We start from the raw sequence: 15,595 nt of genomic DNA, 5'->3' as shown, positions 1-15,595 counted from the left end.
CTACTACTACGTATGTATACGTACATATTGGAAAAACCTTAAGGGCCCCGAACTGGAAATTTAATTACGAAAAAAAACCCGCTCGCGGCGGGTTTTCTTGCGGCTGAGCACAAAGCAGGCGCTCCGTTACTCAGGCTCGCCACTTCAGGCACTGTTGCCGGACCGCCTCATGCAGCGACTTTTCCTGTTCGACGACGCCTCTTAGCCACGTCGCATCGTTGTTCTGACCGCGCGCGATGGAGCCGATTTCAGCCAGCGCATGGCCCGAGCCCAATGCGTCGCCGTGCGGTGCGATCAGGTCGAGCGTTTCGAGAATGTCTTCCGAAATGGTCTTCCGTTCGCCGGTCTGAGGATTGATACAAGTTCCTGCCAGACCGAAGCGGCATGCCTCGAAGCGGTTAAACGTGTAGACCAGATAGTCGTCTTCGTGCGGCGTGATCGGCTTGTCCAGCAACAGATGGCGCGCGAGCGTCTGGATGTAGCATGCAATCGCCGCGGCGCGATCCACGGATAGCGGCGTATCCATCACGCGTACTTCGATGGTGCCGAAGCCCGGCTTCGGACGGATGTCCCAGTAAAAATCTTTCATGCTGTTGACGACGCCGGTATGGACCATCTTCGAGAAATATTCCTCGAAGCTGTCCCACGTCAGCACGAACGGCGCGCGGCCCGACAGCGGAAACGCGAACACGGAATTCAGGCGTGCCGAATGAAAACCGGTATCCACGCCCTGCACGAATGGCGACGACGCGGACAACGCAATGAAATGCGGGATGAAGCGCGACATCGAATGCAGCAGAAACAGCGCGCTGTCCGGATCCGGGCAGCCGATGTGCACATGCTGGCCGAATACCGTGAACTGCTTGGCCAGATAGCCATACAACTCGGAAAGATACTGAAAGCGCGGCGTATCGACGATCTGCCGCTCGCTCCATTGCTGGAACGCGTGCGTGCCGCCGCCGCACAGACCGACGTTCAGATGATCGGCGGCGGAAACGAGCGTGTCGCGGATCTTGCGCAGATCGGCAAGCGCCTGTTCATGGTTCGTGCAAATGCCGGTAGACAACTCGATCATGCTCTCGGTAATTTCCGGCGTGATGTTGCCGGGGATCTTCTGATCCTTGACGAGACGCAGCAGATCCGAGCCGGCTTTGGTCAGATCATAGTCATGCGTATTGACGATCTGCATCTCAAGTTCGACACCGAAAGTGAACGGCTTCGAATCGATGAAGGGTTCGAGTGACATGGCGTCCCCTGAGTGATGTCGGGCGGGTAGTTCTCAGATGCCCGGCCGTTTTTTGAAGCGAATAGCTTGAATAACGCGTGACCCGAAGCGCGAAACTTATTCTTCGCGCCGTTCCGACACCAGCGCGAGGCTGCGATAAACGAGCCACGGCCCGAGAATCTGCAGCACGACGATCGAGCACATGACGATCGCCCGAAGTTGCGGATCGAAATTCGGATAAAGGTTGTACGTATCGTCGACCAGCAGGTAGGCCAGTGCGGACATCGGCGACAACGACAAGCCGAGCGCCATGCCCTGCTTCCAGTTCAGACCGCTCGGCTTGGCAAACGCAAGCACACCGACGAGTTTCGCGACGAGACGCGCAACAATCAGGCCCAGCGCCGCGACACCGCCCAGCGCGATGTCTTTCCACTCGAACGAGGTCAGCGTAAGCACGAAGAGAATCACGGTCAACAGCCACCCGGCGGTGCCGAAATGCTGAGGCCACAGTTGCGGCCGCGCTTCGAGATTCTTCACGATGATGCCGGCGGCAAGCAGCGCGAGAATGGTCGACAGCTTGAACAGATGCGCGACCGCAATCGCCAGCAACACGAGGCCGAACAGCGCCACGAACGAATGCTCGTCCTGCATGTTCATCCGGCGATAAAAGAACGTGCAGGTGCGCGCGAGCAGATACGCCAGCACCAGCGAGCCGACCAGCAGATAAAGCGGCTGAAGGATCGTCGCGAAAACGTTGCCGTACGCTTCCTGATGCAACCAGCTCGACACCAGTTTTTCGATCACCACCGCATACATGCTGTTCAGCGCCGTCAAGGTCAACAGACGCTGCGTGACCTGCCCTTCCGCGCGCAGTTCGGTCTTGAGCTGGATCACCATTGCGGGCGATGTCGCCATTGCGATTGCGGCAAGCACCGTTGCCACCATCAGCGGCACGTTGAGGAACAGCAGCACCGGCAAAACGAGCGCGAAAGTCAGCGTTGCTTCGGCGACGCTCGACATCACCAGCCACGGATTACGTCGAATCCAGCGCAGATCGAGCCGGCTACCCAGTTCGAACAGCAGCAGGCCCAGCGCCACGTCGAGCAACGGTCGCGCGGCCCTGGCCGAGTCGGCGTCGATCACCCCCGATCCAGCCGCGCCGGCAATCAGACCGATGACCGCATAGCCCGAAATACGCGGCAAACGCCACGCGCGATAGCAAAGCTCACCGCACAGCCCGGCGGCAAGCAAGGCGAGGCCAGCCCAAAAAATGGCGTCGGGTGCGAGCGGCCAGGCTGGAAAAAATGAAAACGCCGAATTCATCGTTATGGGTTCTCCTTTGCAGCAACGGCAGATGACACGAAGCAGCGCCCGGCGAGCGGGCGGGCGCACAAGGCGCTCACTGTCGAAATCGATTCGCGTGATCCGCGTTGCGAGTTTTCAACGATCGGATGATTCGAATGCGCCGCAGCCGCTGGGAGCGCGGCGCATTCAGGGGTGCGGCCGTAGCAACGCGCACGGCACGGTGAAGAACGCCGTCGACGTTGAATCAGATTCTGATTGAACGGCACCGTTCCGTTGCAGCGGGCACCGCTGGAGCAGGCACCACGCGGAAAAGAACGGCGATTGTGCCATAGCTTTTTCAGCTTCAACCGAAAAGACGCGAACATGCAGGTAAAACGGTAAAAACGTACTTTATCTTGCGGGGACGTGGAAAAAGCGACCGTTTATCGGCTCAACCGTGGGCTCATTGCCGGCTTGTTGTTAGCGCTCGCCGATGGAGTTTGCGCTGTCCTCATGTGTTTTTCAGGACAGTGACCCGACTCGTTAGCACGGCACCTTCCGGCGTGCCGGATGTCGGCGGTAGCGCGTGATCCAGCTCAGGCCTTGCTGTTTACGTGTTTACTGTATGTATACGTAGTAACAGTTAACAAGCTGCCTCGAATTCTGTGGATAACCGTTGTTTACCGAAGCGAATCAGCGCGTTGCAGACTTCATAACAGGAAGCACAGTGTGTGCGATCGTGGCTCGTATACGAGGGTAACTTTTAGCGAATTTCGACGGCGGCCGAGTTACCCCGTTTACGTCCACAACGGTTCCACACGAGTTACGCCAGTAAACAACGCGGTTATCCACAATTTGCGGTGGATAACTGAGCCGCGCGCGCGGACGGTTAACCAGGGAGGCTTCCTTGCCTCAACGCACGGAGCAGAAAGCGCGCAGGGTCGACGCCTTCTGCCAGGTCGCGTTCCAGCGGCCACGGCTCGCCCTCGATCTGCGAGGCGATCAGTTCCGCGCCGAGCGCCGCCCACACCAGACCGCGCGAGCCATAAGCGAACGCGCTGAACAAGCCTTCGTTGCGCGGCAGATCGAGCGGCCATGCACCGCGCAAGCGCTCCGCGTCGCGCGCGGCGAGCGCTTCGTCGGCGACGTTGCCGATCATCGGCATGCGGTCGCTCGTCACGCAGCGGAACGCGACGCGGCCGGCGAGCGCTGCTGGATCCGCGTGAGCGGCAAAGCGGGCAAACGCAGGCAGCATCTGCGCGACGCGCTCGATGTTTTCCAGATGACCGGCAGGCCGAGGCGCCGTGCCGGTGTCGTCGAGTTCATAAGTCGCACCCGTTAGCGTGACGCCGTTGGGCAGCGGTATTGCATAACCTTCGCCGATCACCGGTAAGCCGAGAGACGGCGCGAAGCCTGGCGGCAGCAAAGTGAGCTGGCCGCGGATGCTGCGAGTCGGCGCGTGCTGCAGGCCCGCGAGGCGCGCCGCATCGTGAGCGCTGGCGACGATCACGACCGGCGCGCGCACGAGCGCCTCGCCCGCCGTATCGAACACGGTCCACTGACTGGCCGAACGCTCGATGCGCCGCACGTCCACGCCAAAGCGCCGTTCGAGCAGATCGCCCGCCGCGGCGCACTGCGCGGCACAAAGCGATGCCGGATCGATCCAGCCGCCGTGCGGAAAGAGCCAGCCGCCGCGCGCGAGCGGCGAACCGGCGAGCTTTTGCGCATCCGCGGCGGAAACGGGTGTGACGAACTCCGGTGGGTAGCCCAACGCCATGATCGCTTCGCTCATCGAGCGGGCTTCGTCGTCGTTGTCGGCGATCTGCAGCAGGCCCGGCGCGCCGCGCGAGGGCGCGTGGCCAAGCCGTTCCAGTTCGGCCCAACGCTTGAGCGCGTAGAGAAAGCCAGCGCGCGTCACGCGCGAGGCGACACTGTCGTCGCGTGAAATCATGGGATGGAACACGCCCGCCGGATTGCCCGACGCGTCTTGCGCAAGCGAGGCATGCCGCTCCAGCGACGTCACGCGCCAGCCGCGAGCCGCGAGCCGCTCGATCATCGCGCATCCAGCGAGCCCGGCGCCGATCACCACAGCATGCCGTTCGTCCGACGAAAACGGTCCGAGCGGTGCGGGCGGCTCGTGACGGCGCACGCGCCAGCGCGGCGCGAAGTGGCCCACCAGCATCGCGCGCTTCCAGCCGAATCCCTCGACCTTGCGATACTCGAAGCCGCACTGGGTCAGCGCGCGCTTGATGTCGCCGGCGCTGCTGTACGTCGCGAAGGTCGCACCTTCGCCCGCGAGCCGCGCGAGCGACTTGAAGATTGCGGGCGTCCACAGTTCGGGGTTTTTTGCCGGCGCGAAGCCGTCCAGATAGAACGCGTCGGCGCGCAGCCGCAGGTCCGGCAAGCTCTGTTGCGCGTCGCCGAAAACCAGCGTGAGCACCACGCGCCCGTCCTCGAATTCCAGCCGATGCGTGCCGGGCACGAGCATCGGCCATTCGTTCGCGAGCGTTTGCGCGAGTGCTCTTATCGCCGGATCGGTGATGGCCGCGGCGTAGGCCCGGCGCAGGTCGGCGAGCGCGAACGGATGTTTTTCGGTCGAGACGAAATGAAGCCGCTCGCAACGCGACGGATCTGCACGCCAGGCGGCCCAGGTCATCAGAAAGTTGATGCCCATGCCGAAGCCGGTTTCCAGCACCGTGAAAATGCGCCGCCGCTGCCAGCGGCCGGGCAGCGCGTTGCCGCGCAGAAACACATGGTCGGCCTGCTCCAGGCCGCCGACGGCGCTGTGATAGATGTCGTCGTAGAGAGGCGAAAAAGGCGTGCCGTTGTCTCGGAACGAGAGGACGGCTGGGATCAGCGGATCGGTCATGCGCGACGGAAAGAGACGTCCCGAAAAGCGGGTCGAACGTTACCGCCCGCGCGCGCGGCTCGCCGGGCGGCGAAAAAGACGCGCTGAGCGTTGGCAAAAACCAACGTCAAAGCCCCGTCCACACTGGGTTTCAGGCTCGGCGGCGTAGCCGGATAAGCAAAATGTTCCGTTTCCTTGCTGTATCTATTCCAAAACCGCGTAATTCTTCGAAAGCCTTGTCCTGATTGGGTTTGCGCTGCGCTATCATAGCAAGCGCCGCGAAGGGAGCGGCAGCACGGCCGACGGACACTCGCTGTCCGGCGCTTTCGATCCGGAGGGGCTCCGGAGCCGCAGCTGCTCGACGGCGCGGCGCGCGCACGTATAATCGGCGCGTTCGCGCTGTTCGTGTCAACCTAAACTCAGAAAGGAACCTTAATGAACAAACAGGAACTGATCGACGCCGTCGCAGGACAGACGGGCGCCAGCAAGGCTCAAACCGGTGAAACGCTGGACACGTTGCTTGAAGTGATCAAGAAGTCTGTGTCGAAGGGTGACGCGGTCCAGTTGATCGGCTTCGGCAGCTTTGGTTCGGGCAAGCGCGCAGCGCGTACGGGTCGTAACCCGAAGACGGGCGAAACCATCAAGATTCCGGCCGCAAAGACCGTCAAGTTCACGGCTGGCAAGGCGTTCAAAGACGCAGTCAACAAGCGCTAAGCAGATTACTGCCAGGCAGTTGACACCCGCCAACGGCGGGTTTTTTTTCGTCCGCGAAAGTTGGGCGAGCGCGCTGCGTTGGCGTGCCGCCACCGGCGTCGCCGCTACCACTGCGGCAAACGACGCCTCCGCTCAGTCATGGCGATGCGTGATCTCACCGTCACCGTGACTATGGCCGTGGCCGTGATGATCGTGGTCATGATGATCATGATCGTCTTCGTCGAAATCCCACGCGGGGAAAGGATCGGCAAACTGCTGCCAGCTTTGCGGTCCCAGCGCGTATTCGGCGTCGGTGAGAAGGCACGCGTCGAATTTCGCGGACCAGAACGCCGAGTCGATGCCTACGCCAATCAACACGAGCTCCTGACGACGGTCGCCGATGCTCGGATCGTCCGGCGCGCCGTACCAGTCGGCGGCAATCTCAGCGGCCAGTTCGTCGTCCGCGTCGGGCCATTCGCTGCGATCCTGGGCCGCCCACCACATGCCCGCCGGACCGTGCCGGCACGCGCCGCCCGCCTGCGACAGCGAACCGGCAATGTCATTACGCGTCGCGAGCCAGAAAAAGCCTTTGCCGCGCAACACGCCCTTCCATTCCTCATGCAGCAGCGCCCACAGGCGTTCCGGATGGAACGGGCGGCGCGCGCGATAAACGAAATTGCCGATGCCGAACTCGTCCGCTTCGCTGTGATGGCTATGGCCGTGCTCATCGTCATGCTGATGATTCAGCGACGCAAGCCAGCCCGGCGCGCTCGACGCCTCGTCGAAATCGAAGCGGCCGGTGTTCAACACCTGCTCGAGCGGCACGGCGCCAAAGCGGCCCACCACCTGCACCGCCCGCGGGTTGATCCGCGCGAGGATGCGTTGCAGGCGAGTCAGTTCGTCAGCGCTGACGAGATCGGCCTTGTTCACCACCAGCACGTCGCAGAACTCGACCTGCTCGATCAGCAACTCGACCAGCGTGCGGTCGTCTTCTTCGGTGGCGGCGATGCCCCGTTCGGCGAGCGCATCCGCCGAGCTGTAATCGCGCAGGAAGTTGAACGCGTCGACCACCGTCACCATCGTGTCGAGCCGCGCGACCTCGGAAAGCGACGCGCCGTCATCGTCGACGAACGTGAAAGTCTCGGCGATCGGCATGGGCTCGGCCACGCCGGTCGACTCAATCAGAATTGCATCGAAGCGATTTTCGGCGGCAAGGCGCTTGATCTCGACCAGCAGATCGTCGCGCAGCGTGCAGCAAATGCAGCCGTTCGACAATTCGACTAGCTGCTCCTCGACATGCGAGAGTGCGGCGGCGTCCCGCACGAGCGTCGCGTCGATGTTGACGGCGGCCAGATCGTTGACGATCACGGCGACCCGCAAGCCGGCGCGATTCGCGAGGATGTGGTTCAGGAGCGTGGTCTTGCCGGCGCCCAGAAAACCGGAGAGCACGGTGACGGGCAATGGCGGCTGGTTCATCGCTGTACGGAAAAGCTGGAGGATTGGAGGGCGTGCCAGGCGAAGCGTTGCTCGCGAGCGTAAAGATAGCGACTGTCAACGCTTGAGCGCCGGCGGCAGCACGAAGCCGCATTGTGCATCAAATCCTGAACCGGCAAGCGGACGGCGGCCGTTAGTGGACCGCGAGGTAGCCCGGCGGACTAGACCGCGGGCCAATCGACGGCTGCTCAGCGCGTAGCCGGCATCAAGTTCCATTTGCGCAGAATCGCGGCGATCTGTTGCGCGTACTTGTCGCGCAGCGCGGGCGTCTCCGAGTGATACGCACCGATCGCCTGCCACGTATTGCCATACTTGTTCATTTGCCGGCGCAGGTGCCACGCGGCGATATAGACGTTCTTGCACGGCTCCATCAGCGTGCCTTGCGAGATGCCGTATTGAGCGAGCGTGGGCAGATGGATCGAGTTGATCTGCATGACGCCGTAGTCGGTAGAACCGTTGGCGTTCTTGTGCTGCGCGTCTGGCCGGTTATGCGACTCCTGCCACGCGATCGCGCGCAGGATCAGCGGATTGACCTTCTGATATTTTGCTGCTTCGTCAAAGCAATCGGCGCGCGCCGACCCGGCTAAGGCCAACAAGGTCATTCCTGCCAGGGCGGTAACAAAGGGTCGTTTCATCGGTCAAGCAGACTAGGCAAACCGCAAGGGTAAGGCTTCGTAATGCATTGCATCGGCCATTGTTCAGACGCGCGAAGCCGGCAAGCGCACGGTGGCCGGGGGTTGACGCGACCTCGGGGAAAACCCGCGCCCGCAACAGCGAACCGGCGGCTCGAACGGCTCGTATGATACCGGCAGGCCGATACCCGTCAAGTTGGCTAACCGACATAAGAGCGCGAAAGACGAAGTTTTCGCCCGGCTTTCTGCCCGTATCGCCTGCCTTTCAATGCCCCGACGATGCGACCGGATCGTAGAGGAAACTCACGGAGCCTTTCCATTTGTGACAAATCCGACATGAAAAACTGTTACTGTTCACTTTTTTCGGACATTGGATGGCCAGCATTTTAGGGCGGGATTCGCCCATCTGGCCGGCCAGCAGACCGACCGACCGGCGCTCTGCTCCCATGTCCGCGCTGCATGACCGCCGGCGGCTGACGTTGCCGGCATCGACATTACATTCCATGAGAAGAAATCGTATGGCTTTGCGTCGCGTCGCAACGGCGTTGCTGGTGGCTGGACTGATCACCGCACAGACGGCACAGGCGCAGGTGACACTCAACTTCGTCAACGCCGATATCGACCAGGTGGCCAAGGCGATAGGCGCTGCGACCGGCAAGACGATCATCGTCGACCCGCGCGTCAAAGGTCAGTTGAATCTCGTGTCGGAAAACGCAGTGCCCGAGGATCAGGCGCTGAAGACGTTGCAATCCGCGCTGCGCATGCAGGGCTTTGCGCTGGTGCAGGATCACGGCGTGCTGAAAGTCGTGCCCGAAGCCGACGCCAAATTGCAAGGCGTGCCGACCTACGTCGGCAACGCGCCGACTGCGCGAGGCGACCAGGTCGTCACGCAGGTATTCGTGCTGAAGAACGAGTCCGCCAACAACCTGTTGCCGGTGCTGCGCCCGCTGATTTCGCCGAACAATACGGTGGCGGCTTATCCGGCCAACAACACGATTGTGGTGACCGACTACGCGGACAACGTGCGGCGCATCGCGCAGATCATCGCAGGTGTCGACACGGCGGCAGGTCAGTCGGTGTCGGTCGTGCAACTGAAGAACGCGAACGCGCTCGACATTGCCACGCAACTGAACAAGATGCTCGACCCGGGCGCGATCGGCAGCACCGACGCCACGCTAAAAGTGTCGATCACCGCCGACCCGCGCACCAACTCGCTCCTGATCCGTGCGTCGAACGGCGCGCGCCTTGCCGCCGCGAAAACGCTCGCACGCGAACTCGACGCGCCGACCAGCATGCCGGGCAACATGCACGTCGTGCCGTTGCGCAACGCGGAGGCGACCAAGCTCGCGAAGACCTTGCGCGGCATGCTCGGCAAAGGTGGCGAAAACGGTTCGTCGGCAGGGTCGAATGAAGCGAATTCCTTCAACCAGAACGGCGGTGGGGCGCTCGGTGGCAACAATTCGACGGGCGCTTCCGGAACGCCGCCGCTGCCCTCGGGCGGACTCAACGCCAGTTCCATGTCGTCGCCAATGGGCGGCGCCGGCGCGGGCGGCTATGGGTCGAACAACGGCGCTTCTTCGGGCGGCCTGCTTGGCGGCGAGAAGGACAAGAACGACGAGAATCAGCCGGGCGGCATGATCCAGGCGGACGCGGCGACCAACTCGCTGATCATCACCGCCTCGGAACCCGTGTACCGCAATCTACGCACGGTGATCGACCAGTTGGACGCGCGCCGCGCGCAGGTCTATATCGAGGCGCTGATCGTCGAACTGAATTCGAACACGAGCGGCAATCTCGGCATTCAGTGGCAGGTCGCGAACAATTCGCTTTTCGCCGGCACCAACCTCGCAACGGGTTCGAGCAACAGCATCATCAACCTGACGGCGCAGGCCGCGGCGGCCGGAGCCACAGGCGGTCTCGCCACGGCGCTCGGTTCCGGTGTCCAGCAGGGTTTGAACATCGGCTGGATTCACAACGTTTTTGGCGTGCAAGGACTGGGCGCATTGTTGCAGGCACTTTCGCAGACGGCCGACGCGAACGTGCTGTCCACGCCTAACCTGATCACGCTCGACAACGAAGAAGCGAAGATCGTCGTCGGTACGAACATTCCTATCCAGACGGGTTCGTATTCAAACTTGACGAGCGGCAATGCAAGCTCGGCCTTCAACACCTACGACCGCGTCGATGTGGGCCTGACGCTGCACGTCAAACCGCAGATCACGGACGGCGGCATTCTCAAGCTGCAGCTTTACACGGAAGACTCGGCGATCGTGAACGGCACGACGAACGCAACGACCAACCCGGCCGGCCCGCAGTTCACCAAGCGCTCGATCCAGTCGACCGTGCTCGCCGACAACGGCGAAATCATCGTGCTCGGCGGCCTCATGCAGGACAATTACCAGGTCAGCAACAGCAAGGTACCGCTCCTCGGCGACATTCCGTGGATCGGCCAGTTGTTCCGTTCCGAGCAGAAGAACCGCAACAAGACGAACCTGATGGTGTTCCTGCGCCCGGTGATCATCAACGATCGCGGTACCGCGCAGGCTGTCACGTCCAATCGTTACGACTATATTCAAGGTGTGCAGGGCGCGTACCGTCAGGACAATAACCTGATGAAGGACAAGGACGATCCGGTGGTTCCGCCGATGCCCGTCGGCCCGAGCCAGGGCGGTTCGCCGTTGAATCTGTTCGACCTCGACCAGATGCGCCGTCAGCAGATGCAGCCGCCGCAGGCTCAGCCGCGCTCATCCGCGCCGCAGCCGAATACGGTCACGCCCTCCACGATGCCCGCCGCGCCCGCGGTGAATGGCGCCGTGCAGAGCAACCCGGTGCCGGTCGCGCCGTCCACCGCATCGCCAGGAGTTCAGCCGTGAATACGCCGTCCATGCCGCCGTCAGCTTCAACGTCGCCGGCATCGTCGCGGGCCGCCGGAGTTGCATCGGCGGCAATGACAGAGCATGCCGACCATGCCGAGCGCGCGGCGCCGTCCGCGATCGCCGCCCGGCTCGTGCCGTACGGGTTTGCACGCAGTGGCCAGATCCTGGTCGCGCATCAGCACGCCGACAGCCTCGAAGTCTGGATCAGCGAGCGCACGAGCGAAGCCGCGCTCGCGGAAATCACACGCAACTTCGGCGCGGTGTCGGTGGTGCGTTTGCCCGCCGACGAGCTCGCCCAGGCCATAAACCAGGCGTATGCGCGCCACGATGGCAGCGCGGCGCAAGTGGTCGGCGAAGTGGAAGGCGAAGTCGATCTGTCGCGTCTGATGCAGGACATTCCCGAAGTAGAAGACCTGCTGGAATCGGAAGACGACGCGCCGATCATCCGCATGATCAACGCGCTGCTCACGCAGGCGGCGCGCGAACAGGCATCGGACATTCACATCGAGCCGTTCGAGAATGCGTCGGTGGTGCGCTTTCGCGTCGACGGTACGCTACGCGATGTCGTGCGTCCGAAGAAAGCGCTGCACGGCGCGCTGATCTCGCGGATCAAGATCATGGCGCAACTCGATATTGCCGAAAAGCGTTTGCCGCAAGACGGCCGTATCACGCTGCGCGTGGGCGGCCGTCCGGTCGACGTGCGCGTGTCGACACTGCCGACCGGCCACGGCGAGCGCGCCGTTTTGCGTTTGCTGGAAAAGGACGCAACCCGCCTGAATCTCGAAGCGCTCGGCATGGGTTCGGACACGCTCGTCAAGTTCGACAAGCTGATCGGCAGGCCGCACGGCATCGTGCTGGTGACGGGCCCGACCGGCTCGGGCAAGACGACCACGCTGTACGCGTCGATGTCGCGGCTCGAAACCGCGACCACCAACATCATGACGGTGGAAGACCCGATCGAATACGACCTGTCCGGCATTGGCCAGACGCAGGTCAACGAGCGGATCGGCATGAGCTTCGCGCGCGCGCTGCGTTCGATTCTGCGGCAGGATCCGGACATCATCATGATTGGTGAAATCCGCGATCTGGAAACCGCGCAGATCGCGGTGCAGGCTTCGCTCACCGGCCACCTCGTACTCGCCACGCTGCACACCAACGACGCCGCGTCCGCCGTCACGCGTCTGACCGATATGGGCGTCGAGCCGTATCTGCTTGCGTCGTCGCTGCTGGGCGTGCTGGCGCAGCGGCTCGTGCGGCGCTTGTGTCCGGTATGCCGCGAACAGCGCGTCGAAGAAGACGGCCGCGTGCATTGGCATCCCGTCGGCTGCGACAAGTGCGGTCAGTCCGGTTATGCAGGGCGGCGCGGTGTGTACGAACTGCTGTTGATCGACGATGAAATCCGCACGCTGATTCACCGCAATGCGTCCGACGCCGAAATCCTCACCGCCGGCCGTGCGCAAGGCATGCTCACGCTGCGCGAGGACGCGGAGCGCTGGCTGGCTTCCGGACTGACGTCGCTTGAAGAAGTGATCCGCGTGACAGGCGGAGCATAAGCGCATGCCGGCATTTCGTTTTGAAGCGATCGACGCGGCGGGCAAGGCGCAAAAGGGCGTGCTCGATGCCGACAGCGCGCGCGGCGCCCGTACGAATCTGCGCTCGCAGGGACTCACGCCGCTCGTCGTGGAACCGGCGGCCACGCGCACGCGTGGCGAGCGCAATCAGCGTCTGTCGCTCGGGCGGCGTCTGTCGCAGCGCGAGCAGGCCATTCTCACGCGTCAACTGGCGAGCCTGCTGATTGCCGGCTTGCCGCTCGACGAAGCGCTCTCCGTGCTCACCGAACAATCGGAGCGCGACTACATTCGCGAGCTGATGGCGGCGATTCGCGCCGAAGTGCTCGGCGGCCACTCGCTCGCCAATGCGTTGACGCAGCATCCGAAAGACTTTCCCGAGATTTATCGCGCGCTGGTGGCGGCCGGCGAACATACCGGCAAACTCGGGCTCGTGCTGTCGCGGCTTGCCGACTACATCGAGCAACGCAATGCGCTCAAGCAGAAGATCGTGCTCGCGTTCACGTACCCGACCATCGTCACGATCATCGCGTTCGGCATCGTTACCTTTCTGTTGAGCTATGTGGTGCCGCAGGTCGTCAACGTATTCGCGAGCACGAAGCAACAACTGCCCGTCCTCACGATCATGATGATGGCGCTGTCCGGTTTCGTGCGGAACTGGTGGTGGGCCGTGCTGATCGTGGTGGCCGTGCTCTTCTATCTGGTGCGTTCGACGCTAAGACAAGCCGGCCCGCGCCTCGCGTTCGACCGGTGGCTGCTCACCGCCCCGCTGCTCGGCAAACTGGTGCGCGGCTACAACACCGTGCGTTTCGCGAGCACGCTCGGCATTCTGACGGCGGCGGGCGTGCCGATTCTGCGCGCGCTGCAAGCCGCGGCCGAAACGCTCAGCAACACGGCGATGCGCGGCAACATCGACGATGCAATCGTGCGCGTGCGCGAAGGCACGTCGCTCTCACGCGCGCTTGGCAATACGAAGACCTTCCCACCCGTGCTGGTTCACCTGATCCGCTCCGGCGAAGCGACCGGCGACGTGACGACCATGCTGGACCGCGCGGCCGACGGCGAAGCGCGCGAGCTGGAGCGCCGCACGATGTTCCTGACGAGTCTGCTTGAGCCGCTGCTGATTCTGGCGATGGGCGGCGTGGTGCTGGTGATCGTGCTGGCAGTGATGCTGCCGATCATCGAGTTGAACAATCTGGTGCAGTGAGGGCTGTGCCGCGGCACGCATGCGCGCGGTGGCAAAAAGCGACGGGCTTAAGCGAGGGAGCCGGTGCGGTGGCGCATCGAGATCGCGCGGTGGCCACGCCGTAAGCCGACGCGAAGCAGCATGCGCGTCGCTAGACCCTGCCTGGTTTCAGCGAACGTAGATCGTGGGACCCGCTGCGTTGGCCGGCAGAAATACTTCGGAATGCGCGCCATTGCGGTCGATAACGATCGAGCGGGCGCGGACTTCGGAGAGTTTGGCACCTTGCATCAGCGTGCTGCCGAGCGACACCGCACGCGGCGGTTCGCCGCCGACGCTGACGATAGCCGCGGCGCCTTCACGCAAAGCGAGGATGCCGAATAGATGCACATCCTGGTTCGCGCCGCGCGTGAGCTGGCCGCCGAACAGTGTGGCGGCCTGGTCGGTCGAGAGCTGCGCGTGGGCTGCGGCTGCCGGCAACGGCGCACCGGACATCGTGGTAAGCGTGATGATCCAGTAGGTTAGCGTCGCGCAGAACACGGCGAACAGCGCAAGCGACAGAAGGCGGATTTGGATGGCGTTCATGCGCATCATTGTACGGACTATTGTGAAAATTGCGTTGGGTTGAAACCCCTCGATTACATGACATTAAAATGACCGGCCGGGCGTGTTCAATGGCACCAAAAGTGCTGGACGCGAATTCCGCCCAGTCGAAAATTCACCTGAAATGAGGTAGCAAGCTATGCAACTGTCGACCACTCGCCGCACAGCAATCGCGGGTCCGCGCAGCCGTCGTCAACGCGGCTTCACGCTGATCGAAATCATGGTCGTGATCGCGATTCTCGGCATCCTGGCCGCGTTGATCGTGCCCAAAATCATGAGCCGTCCCGACGAAGCGCGGCGCGTTGCCGCGAAGCAGGACATCGGCACTGTGATGCAGGCGCTCAAGCTTTATCGTCTGGACAACGGCCGTTATCCGACTCAGGAGCAAGGTCTGCGCGCGTTGATCGAAAAGCCGGCCACCGATCCCGTGCCGAACAACTGGAAGGACGGCGGCTATCTCGAACGTCTGCCGAACGATCCTTGGGGCAACGGCTATCAGTATCTGAATCCGGGCGTGCACGGCGAGATCGATGTGTTCAGCTACGGCGCGGACGGCAAGGCGGGCGGCGAAGGCAATGACGCCGATGTGGGCTCGTGGCAATAGGCGACAGCGAAACGCGTGTGATGATCGACCCGCCGCTGCGCGCGGGCGGCATTGCTACGCGCGCACGTCGCCGCGGCAGTTGGAGCGCATCATCGAGCACAACGAGCGTAACGAGCGCAAGCGCCGGCCGTCGACACGCGGCCGGTTTCACGCTGCTGGAAATGATGGTGGTGCTGGTGATAGCAGGCCTGCTGGTGTCGTTGACCGCATTGACGATGACGCGCAATCCGCGCACCGACCTGAACGAAGAAGCGCAGCGTCTCGCGCTGCTGTTCGAATCGGCCGGCGACGAAGCACAGGTGCGCGCACGTCCCATCGCGTGGCAACCATTGGACGGCGGCTTTCGTTTCGACATGCGCACCGAAGACGGCTGGCGTCCGCTGCGAGACGATCTACTGAAGCCTCGCCAGTGGGAAGGCGGCGTGACCGGCGTGACCATCGACTATCCCGGTTCGAGTTCGCAAGCGAGCCGCGTGGTATTCGGCACCGAAGCGATCGACGTGCCGGTGCGCATCACGCTTTTTTCCGCTGCGGGCCGCGCGACAATTGTCGGCACGGGCAATGGCCGCTACGAGGTCCACTGAC

The 15,595-nt window shown here is 62.8% G+C and carries 12 protein-coding genes; 6 read left to right on the top strand and 6 right to left on the bottom strand.

Features of this window, described 5'->3' with window-relative positions:
• Positions 1 to 130: 130 nt before the first annotated feature.
• The 3 genes from F759_RS0106690 to mnmC all read right to left on the bottom strand — a co-directional run bounded on the left by F759_RS0106690 (position 131) and on the right by mnmC (position 5,378).
• The gene (locus F759_RS0106690; RefSeq protein ID WP_027799172.1) at positions 131 to 1,246 is read right to left on the bottom strand and encodes a YbdK family carboxylate-amine ligase; all 1,116 of its coding nucleotides are present in this window, start codon (positions 1,244 to 1,246) and stop codon (positions 131 to 133) included.
• Between the two features lie 96 nt (positions 1,247 to 1,342).
• On the bottom strand, positions 1,343 to 2,548 hold the full coding sequence (locus F759_RS0106685; protein WP_027799171.1) for a cation:proton antiporter: 1,206 nt from the start codon (positions 2,546 to 2,548) through the stop codon (positions 1,343 to 1,345).
• Positions 2,549 to 3,398: 850 nt separating this feature from the next.
• A complete protein-coding gene (mnmC, locus tag F759_RS0106675) occupies positions 3,399 to 5,378 on the bottom strand; it encodes a bifunctional tRNA (5-methylaminomethyl-2-thiouridine)(34)-methyltransferase MnmD/FAD-dependent 5-carboxymethylaminomethyl-2-thiouridine(34) oxidoreductase MnmC (RefSeq protein WP_027799170.1) in 1,980 nt (659 codons plus the stop codon).
• 414 nt (positions 5,379 to 5,792) lie between these two features.
• Here mnmC and F759_RS0106670 point away from each other — a divergent pair, with 414 nt between their 5' ends.
• Positions 5,793 to 6,071, top strand: a complete 279-nt coding sequence (locus F759_RS0106670; protein WP_006050811.1) for an HU family DNA-binding protein — start codon at positions 5,793 to 5,795, stop codon at positions 6,069 to 6,071.
• A gap of 132 nt (positions 6,072 to 6,203) precedes the next feature.
• Here F759_RS0106670 and F759_RS0106665 read toward each other — a convergent pair whose 3' ends face one another.
• Both F759_RS0106665 and F759_RS0106660 read right to left on the bottom strand, forming a co-directional pair.
• The gene (locus F759_RS0106665; RefSeq protein WP_027799169.1) at positions 6,204 to 7,526 is read right to left on the bottom strand and encodes a GTP-binding protein; all 1,323 of its coding nucleotides are present in this window, start codon (positions 7,524 to 7,526) and stop codon (positions 6,204 to 6,206) included.
• A gap of 206 nt (positions 7,527 to 7,732) precedes the next feature.
• The gene (locus F759_RS0106660; RefSeq protein ID WP_027799168.1) at positions 7,733 to 8,179 is read right to left on the bottom strand and encodes a lytic transglycosylase domain-containing protein; all 447 of its coding nucleotides are present in this window, start codon (positions 8,177 to 8,179) and stop codon (positions 7,733 to 7,735) included.
• Positions 8,180 to 8,694: 515 nt separating this feature from the next.
• Between F759_RS0106660 and gspD the strand changes: the two genes are divergently transcribed.
• From gspD to gspF, 3 genes are read left to right on the top strand one after another with little or no spacing between them, the layout of a single operon-like run.
• Entirely contained in the window at positions 8,695 to 11,049 is a 2,355-nt protein-coding gene (gene gspD / locus F759_RS0106655) for a type II secretion system secretin GspD (protein ID WP_027799167.1), read from the top strand.
• Positions 11,046 to 12,605, top strand: a complete 1,560-nt coding sequence (gene gspE, locus F759_RS0106650; protein WP_027799166.1) for a type II secretion system ATPase GspE — start codon at positions 11,046 to 11,048, stop codon at positions 12,603 to 12,605. The genes gspD and gspE overlap by 4 nt, the downstream gene beginning before the upstream one ends.
• A gap of 4 nt (positions 12,606 to 12,609) precedes the next feature.
• Positions 12,610 to 13,827 carry a type II secretion system inner membrane protein GspF gene (gene gspF, locus F759_RS0106645; RefSeq protein ID WP_027799165.1) on the top strand — a complete coding sequence of 406 codons (1,218 nt, stop codon included), beginning with the start codon at positions 12,610 to 12,612 and terminating at the stop codon, positions 13,825 to 13,827.
• Positions 13,828 to 13,974: 147 nt separating this feature from the next.
• Here the strand turns inward: gspF and F759_RS0106640 are convergent, their stop codons facing one another.
• A complete protein-coding gene (locus F759_RS0106640; RefSeq protein ID WP_027799164.1) occupies positions 13,975 to 14,388 on the bottom strand; it encodes a type II secretion system protein N in 414 nt (137 codons plus the stop codon).
• A 157-nt stretch (positions 14,389 to 14,545) separates the two neighbouring features.
• On the opposite strand from F759_RS0106640, the gene gspG reads away from it, so the two are divergent.
• Complete coding sequence (gene gspG / locus F759_RS0106635; RefSeq protein WP_020067385.1) at positions 14,546 to 15,010, top strand: type II secretion system major pseudopilin GspG; 465 nt, start codon at positions 14,546 to 14,548, stop codon at positions 15,008 to 15,010.
• Complete coding sequence (locus F759_RS0106630; protein WP_084534211.1) at positions 15,001 to 15,594, top strand: GspH/FimT family pseudopilin; 594 nt, start codon at positions 15,001 to 15,003, stop codon at positions 15,592 to 15,594. The genes gspG and F759_RS0106630 overlap by 10 nt, the downstream gene beginning before the upstream one ends.
• The last annotated feature ends 1 nt before the right edge of the window (position 15,595 follow it).

The organism is Paraburkholderia dilworthii, from assembly GCF_000472525.1.
Lineage (GTDB): Bacteria > Pseudomonadota > Gammaproteobacteria > Burkholderiales > Burkholderiaceae > Paraburkholderia > Paraburkholderia dilworthii.
Note: the sequence above shows the minus strand (reverse complement) of the source record. Positions and strands in the feature narration are given on the sequence as shown.

What these genes read in the sequence shown, in the direction of transcription:
- F759_RS0106690 (WP_027799172.1), bottom strand. Translation starts at nt 1,246, where the DNA reads ATGTCACTCGAACCCTTCATCGATTCGAAGCCGTTCACTTTCGGTGTC.
- F759_RS0106685 (WP_027799171.1), bottom strand. Translation starts at nt 2,548, where the DNA reads ATGAATTCGGCGTTTTCATTTTTTCCAGCCTGGCCGCTCGCACCCGAC.
- mnmC (WP_027799170.1), bottom strand. Translation starts at nt 5,378, where the DNA reads ATGACCGATCCGCTGATCCCAGCCGTCCTCTCGTTCCGAGACAACGGC.
- F759_RS0106670 (WP_006050811.1), top strand. Translation starts at nt 5,793, where the DNA reads ATGAACAAACAGGAACTGATCGACGCCGTCGCAGGACAGACGGGCGCC.
- F759_RS0106665 (WP_027799169.1), bottom strand. Translation starts at nt 7,526, where the DNA reads ATGAACCAGCCGCCATTGCCCGTCACCGTGCTCTCCGGTTTTCTGGGC.
- F759_RS0106660 (WP_027799168.1), bottom strand. Translation starts at nt 8,179, where the DNA reads ATGAAACGACCCTTTGTTACCGCCCTGGCAGGAATGACCTTGTTGGCC.
- gspD (WP_027799167.1), top strand. Translation starts at nt 8,695, where the DNA reads ATGGCTTTGCGTCGCGTCGCAACGGCGTTGCTGGTGGCTGGACTGATC.
- gspF (WP_027799165.1), top strand. Translation starts at nt 12,610, where the DNA reads ATGCCGGCATTTCGTTTTGAAGCGATCGACGCGGCGGGCAAGGCGCAA.
- F759_RS0106640 (WP_027799164.1), bottom strand. Translation starts at nt 14,388, where the DNA reads ATGAACGCCATCCAAATCCGCCTTCTGTCGCTTGCGCTGTTCGCCGTG.
- gspG (WP_020067385.1), top strand. Translation starts at nt 14,546, where the DNA reads ATGCAACTGTCGACCACTCGCCGCACAGCAATCGCGGGTCCGCGCAGC.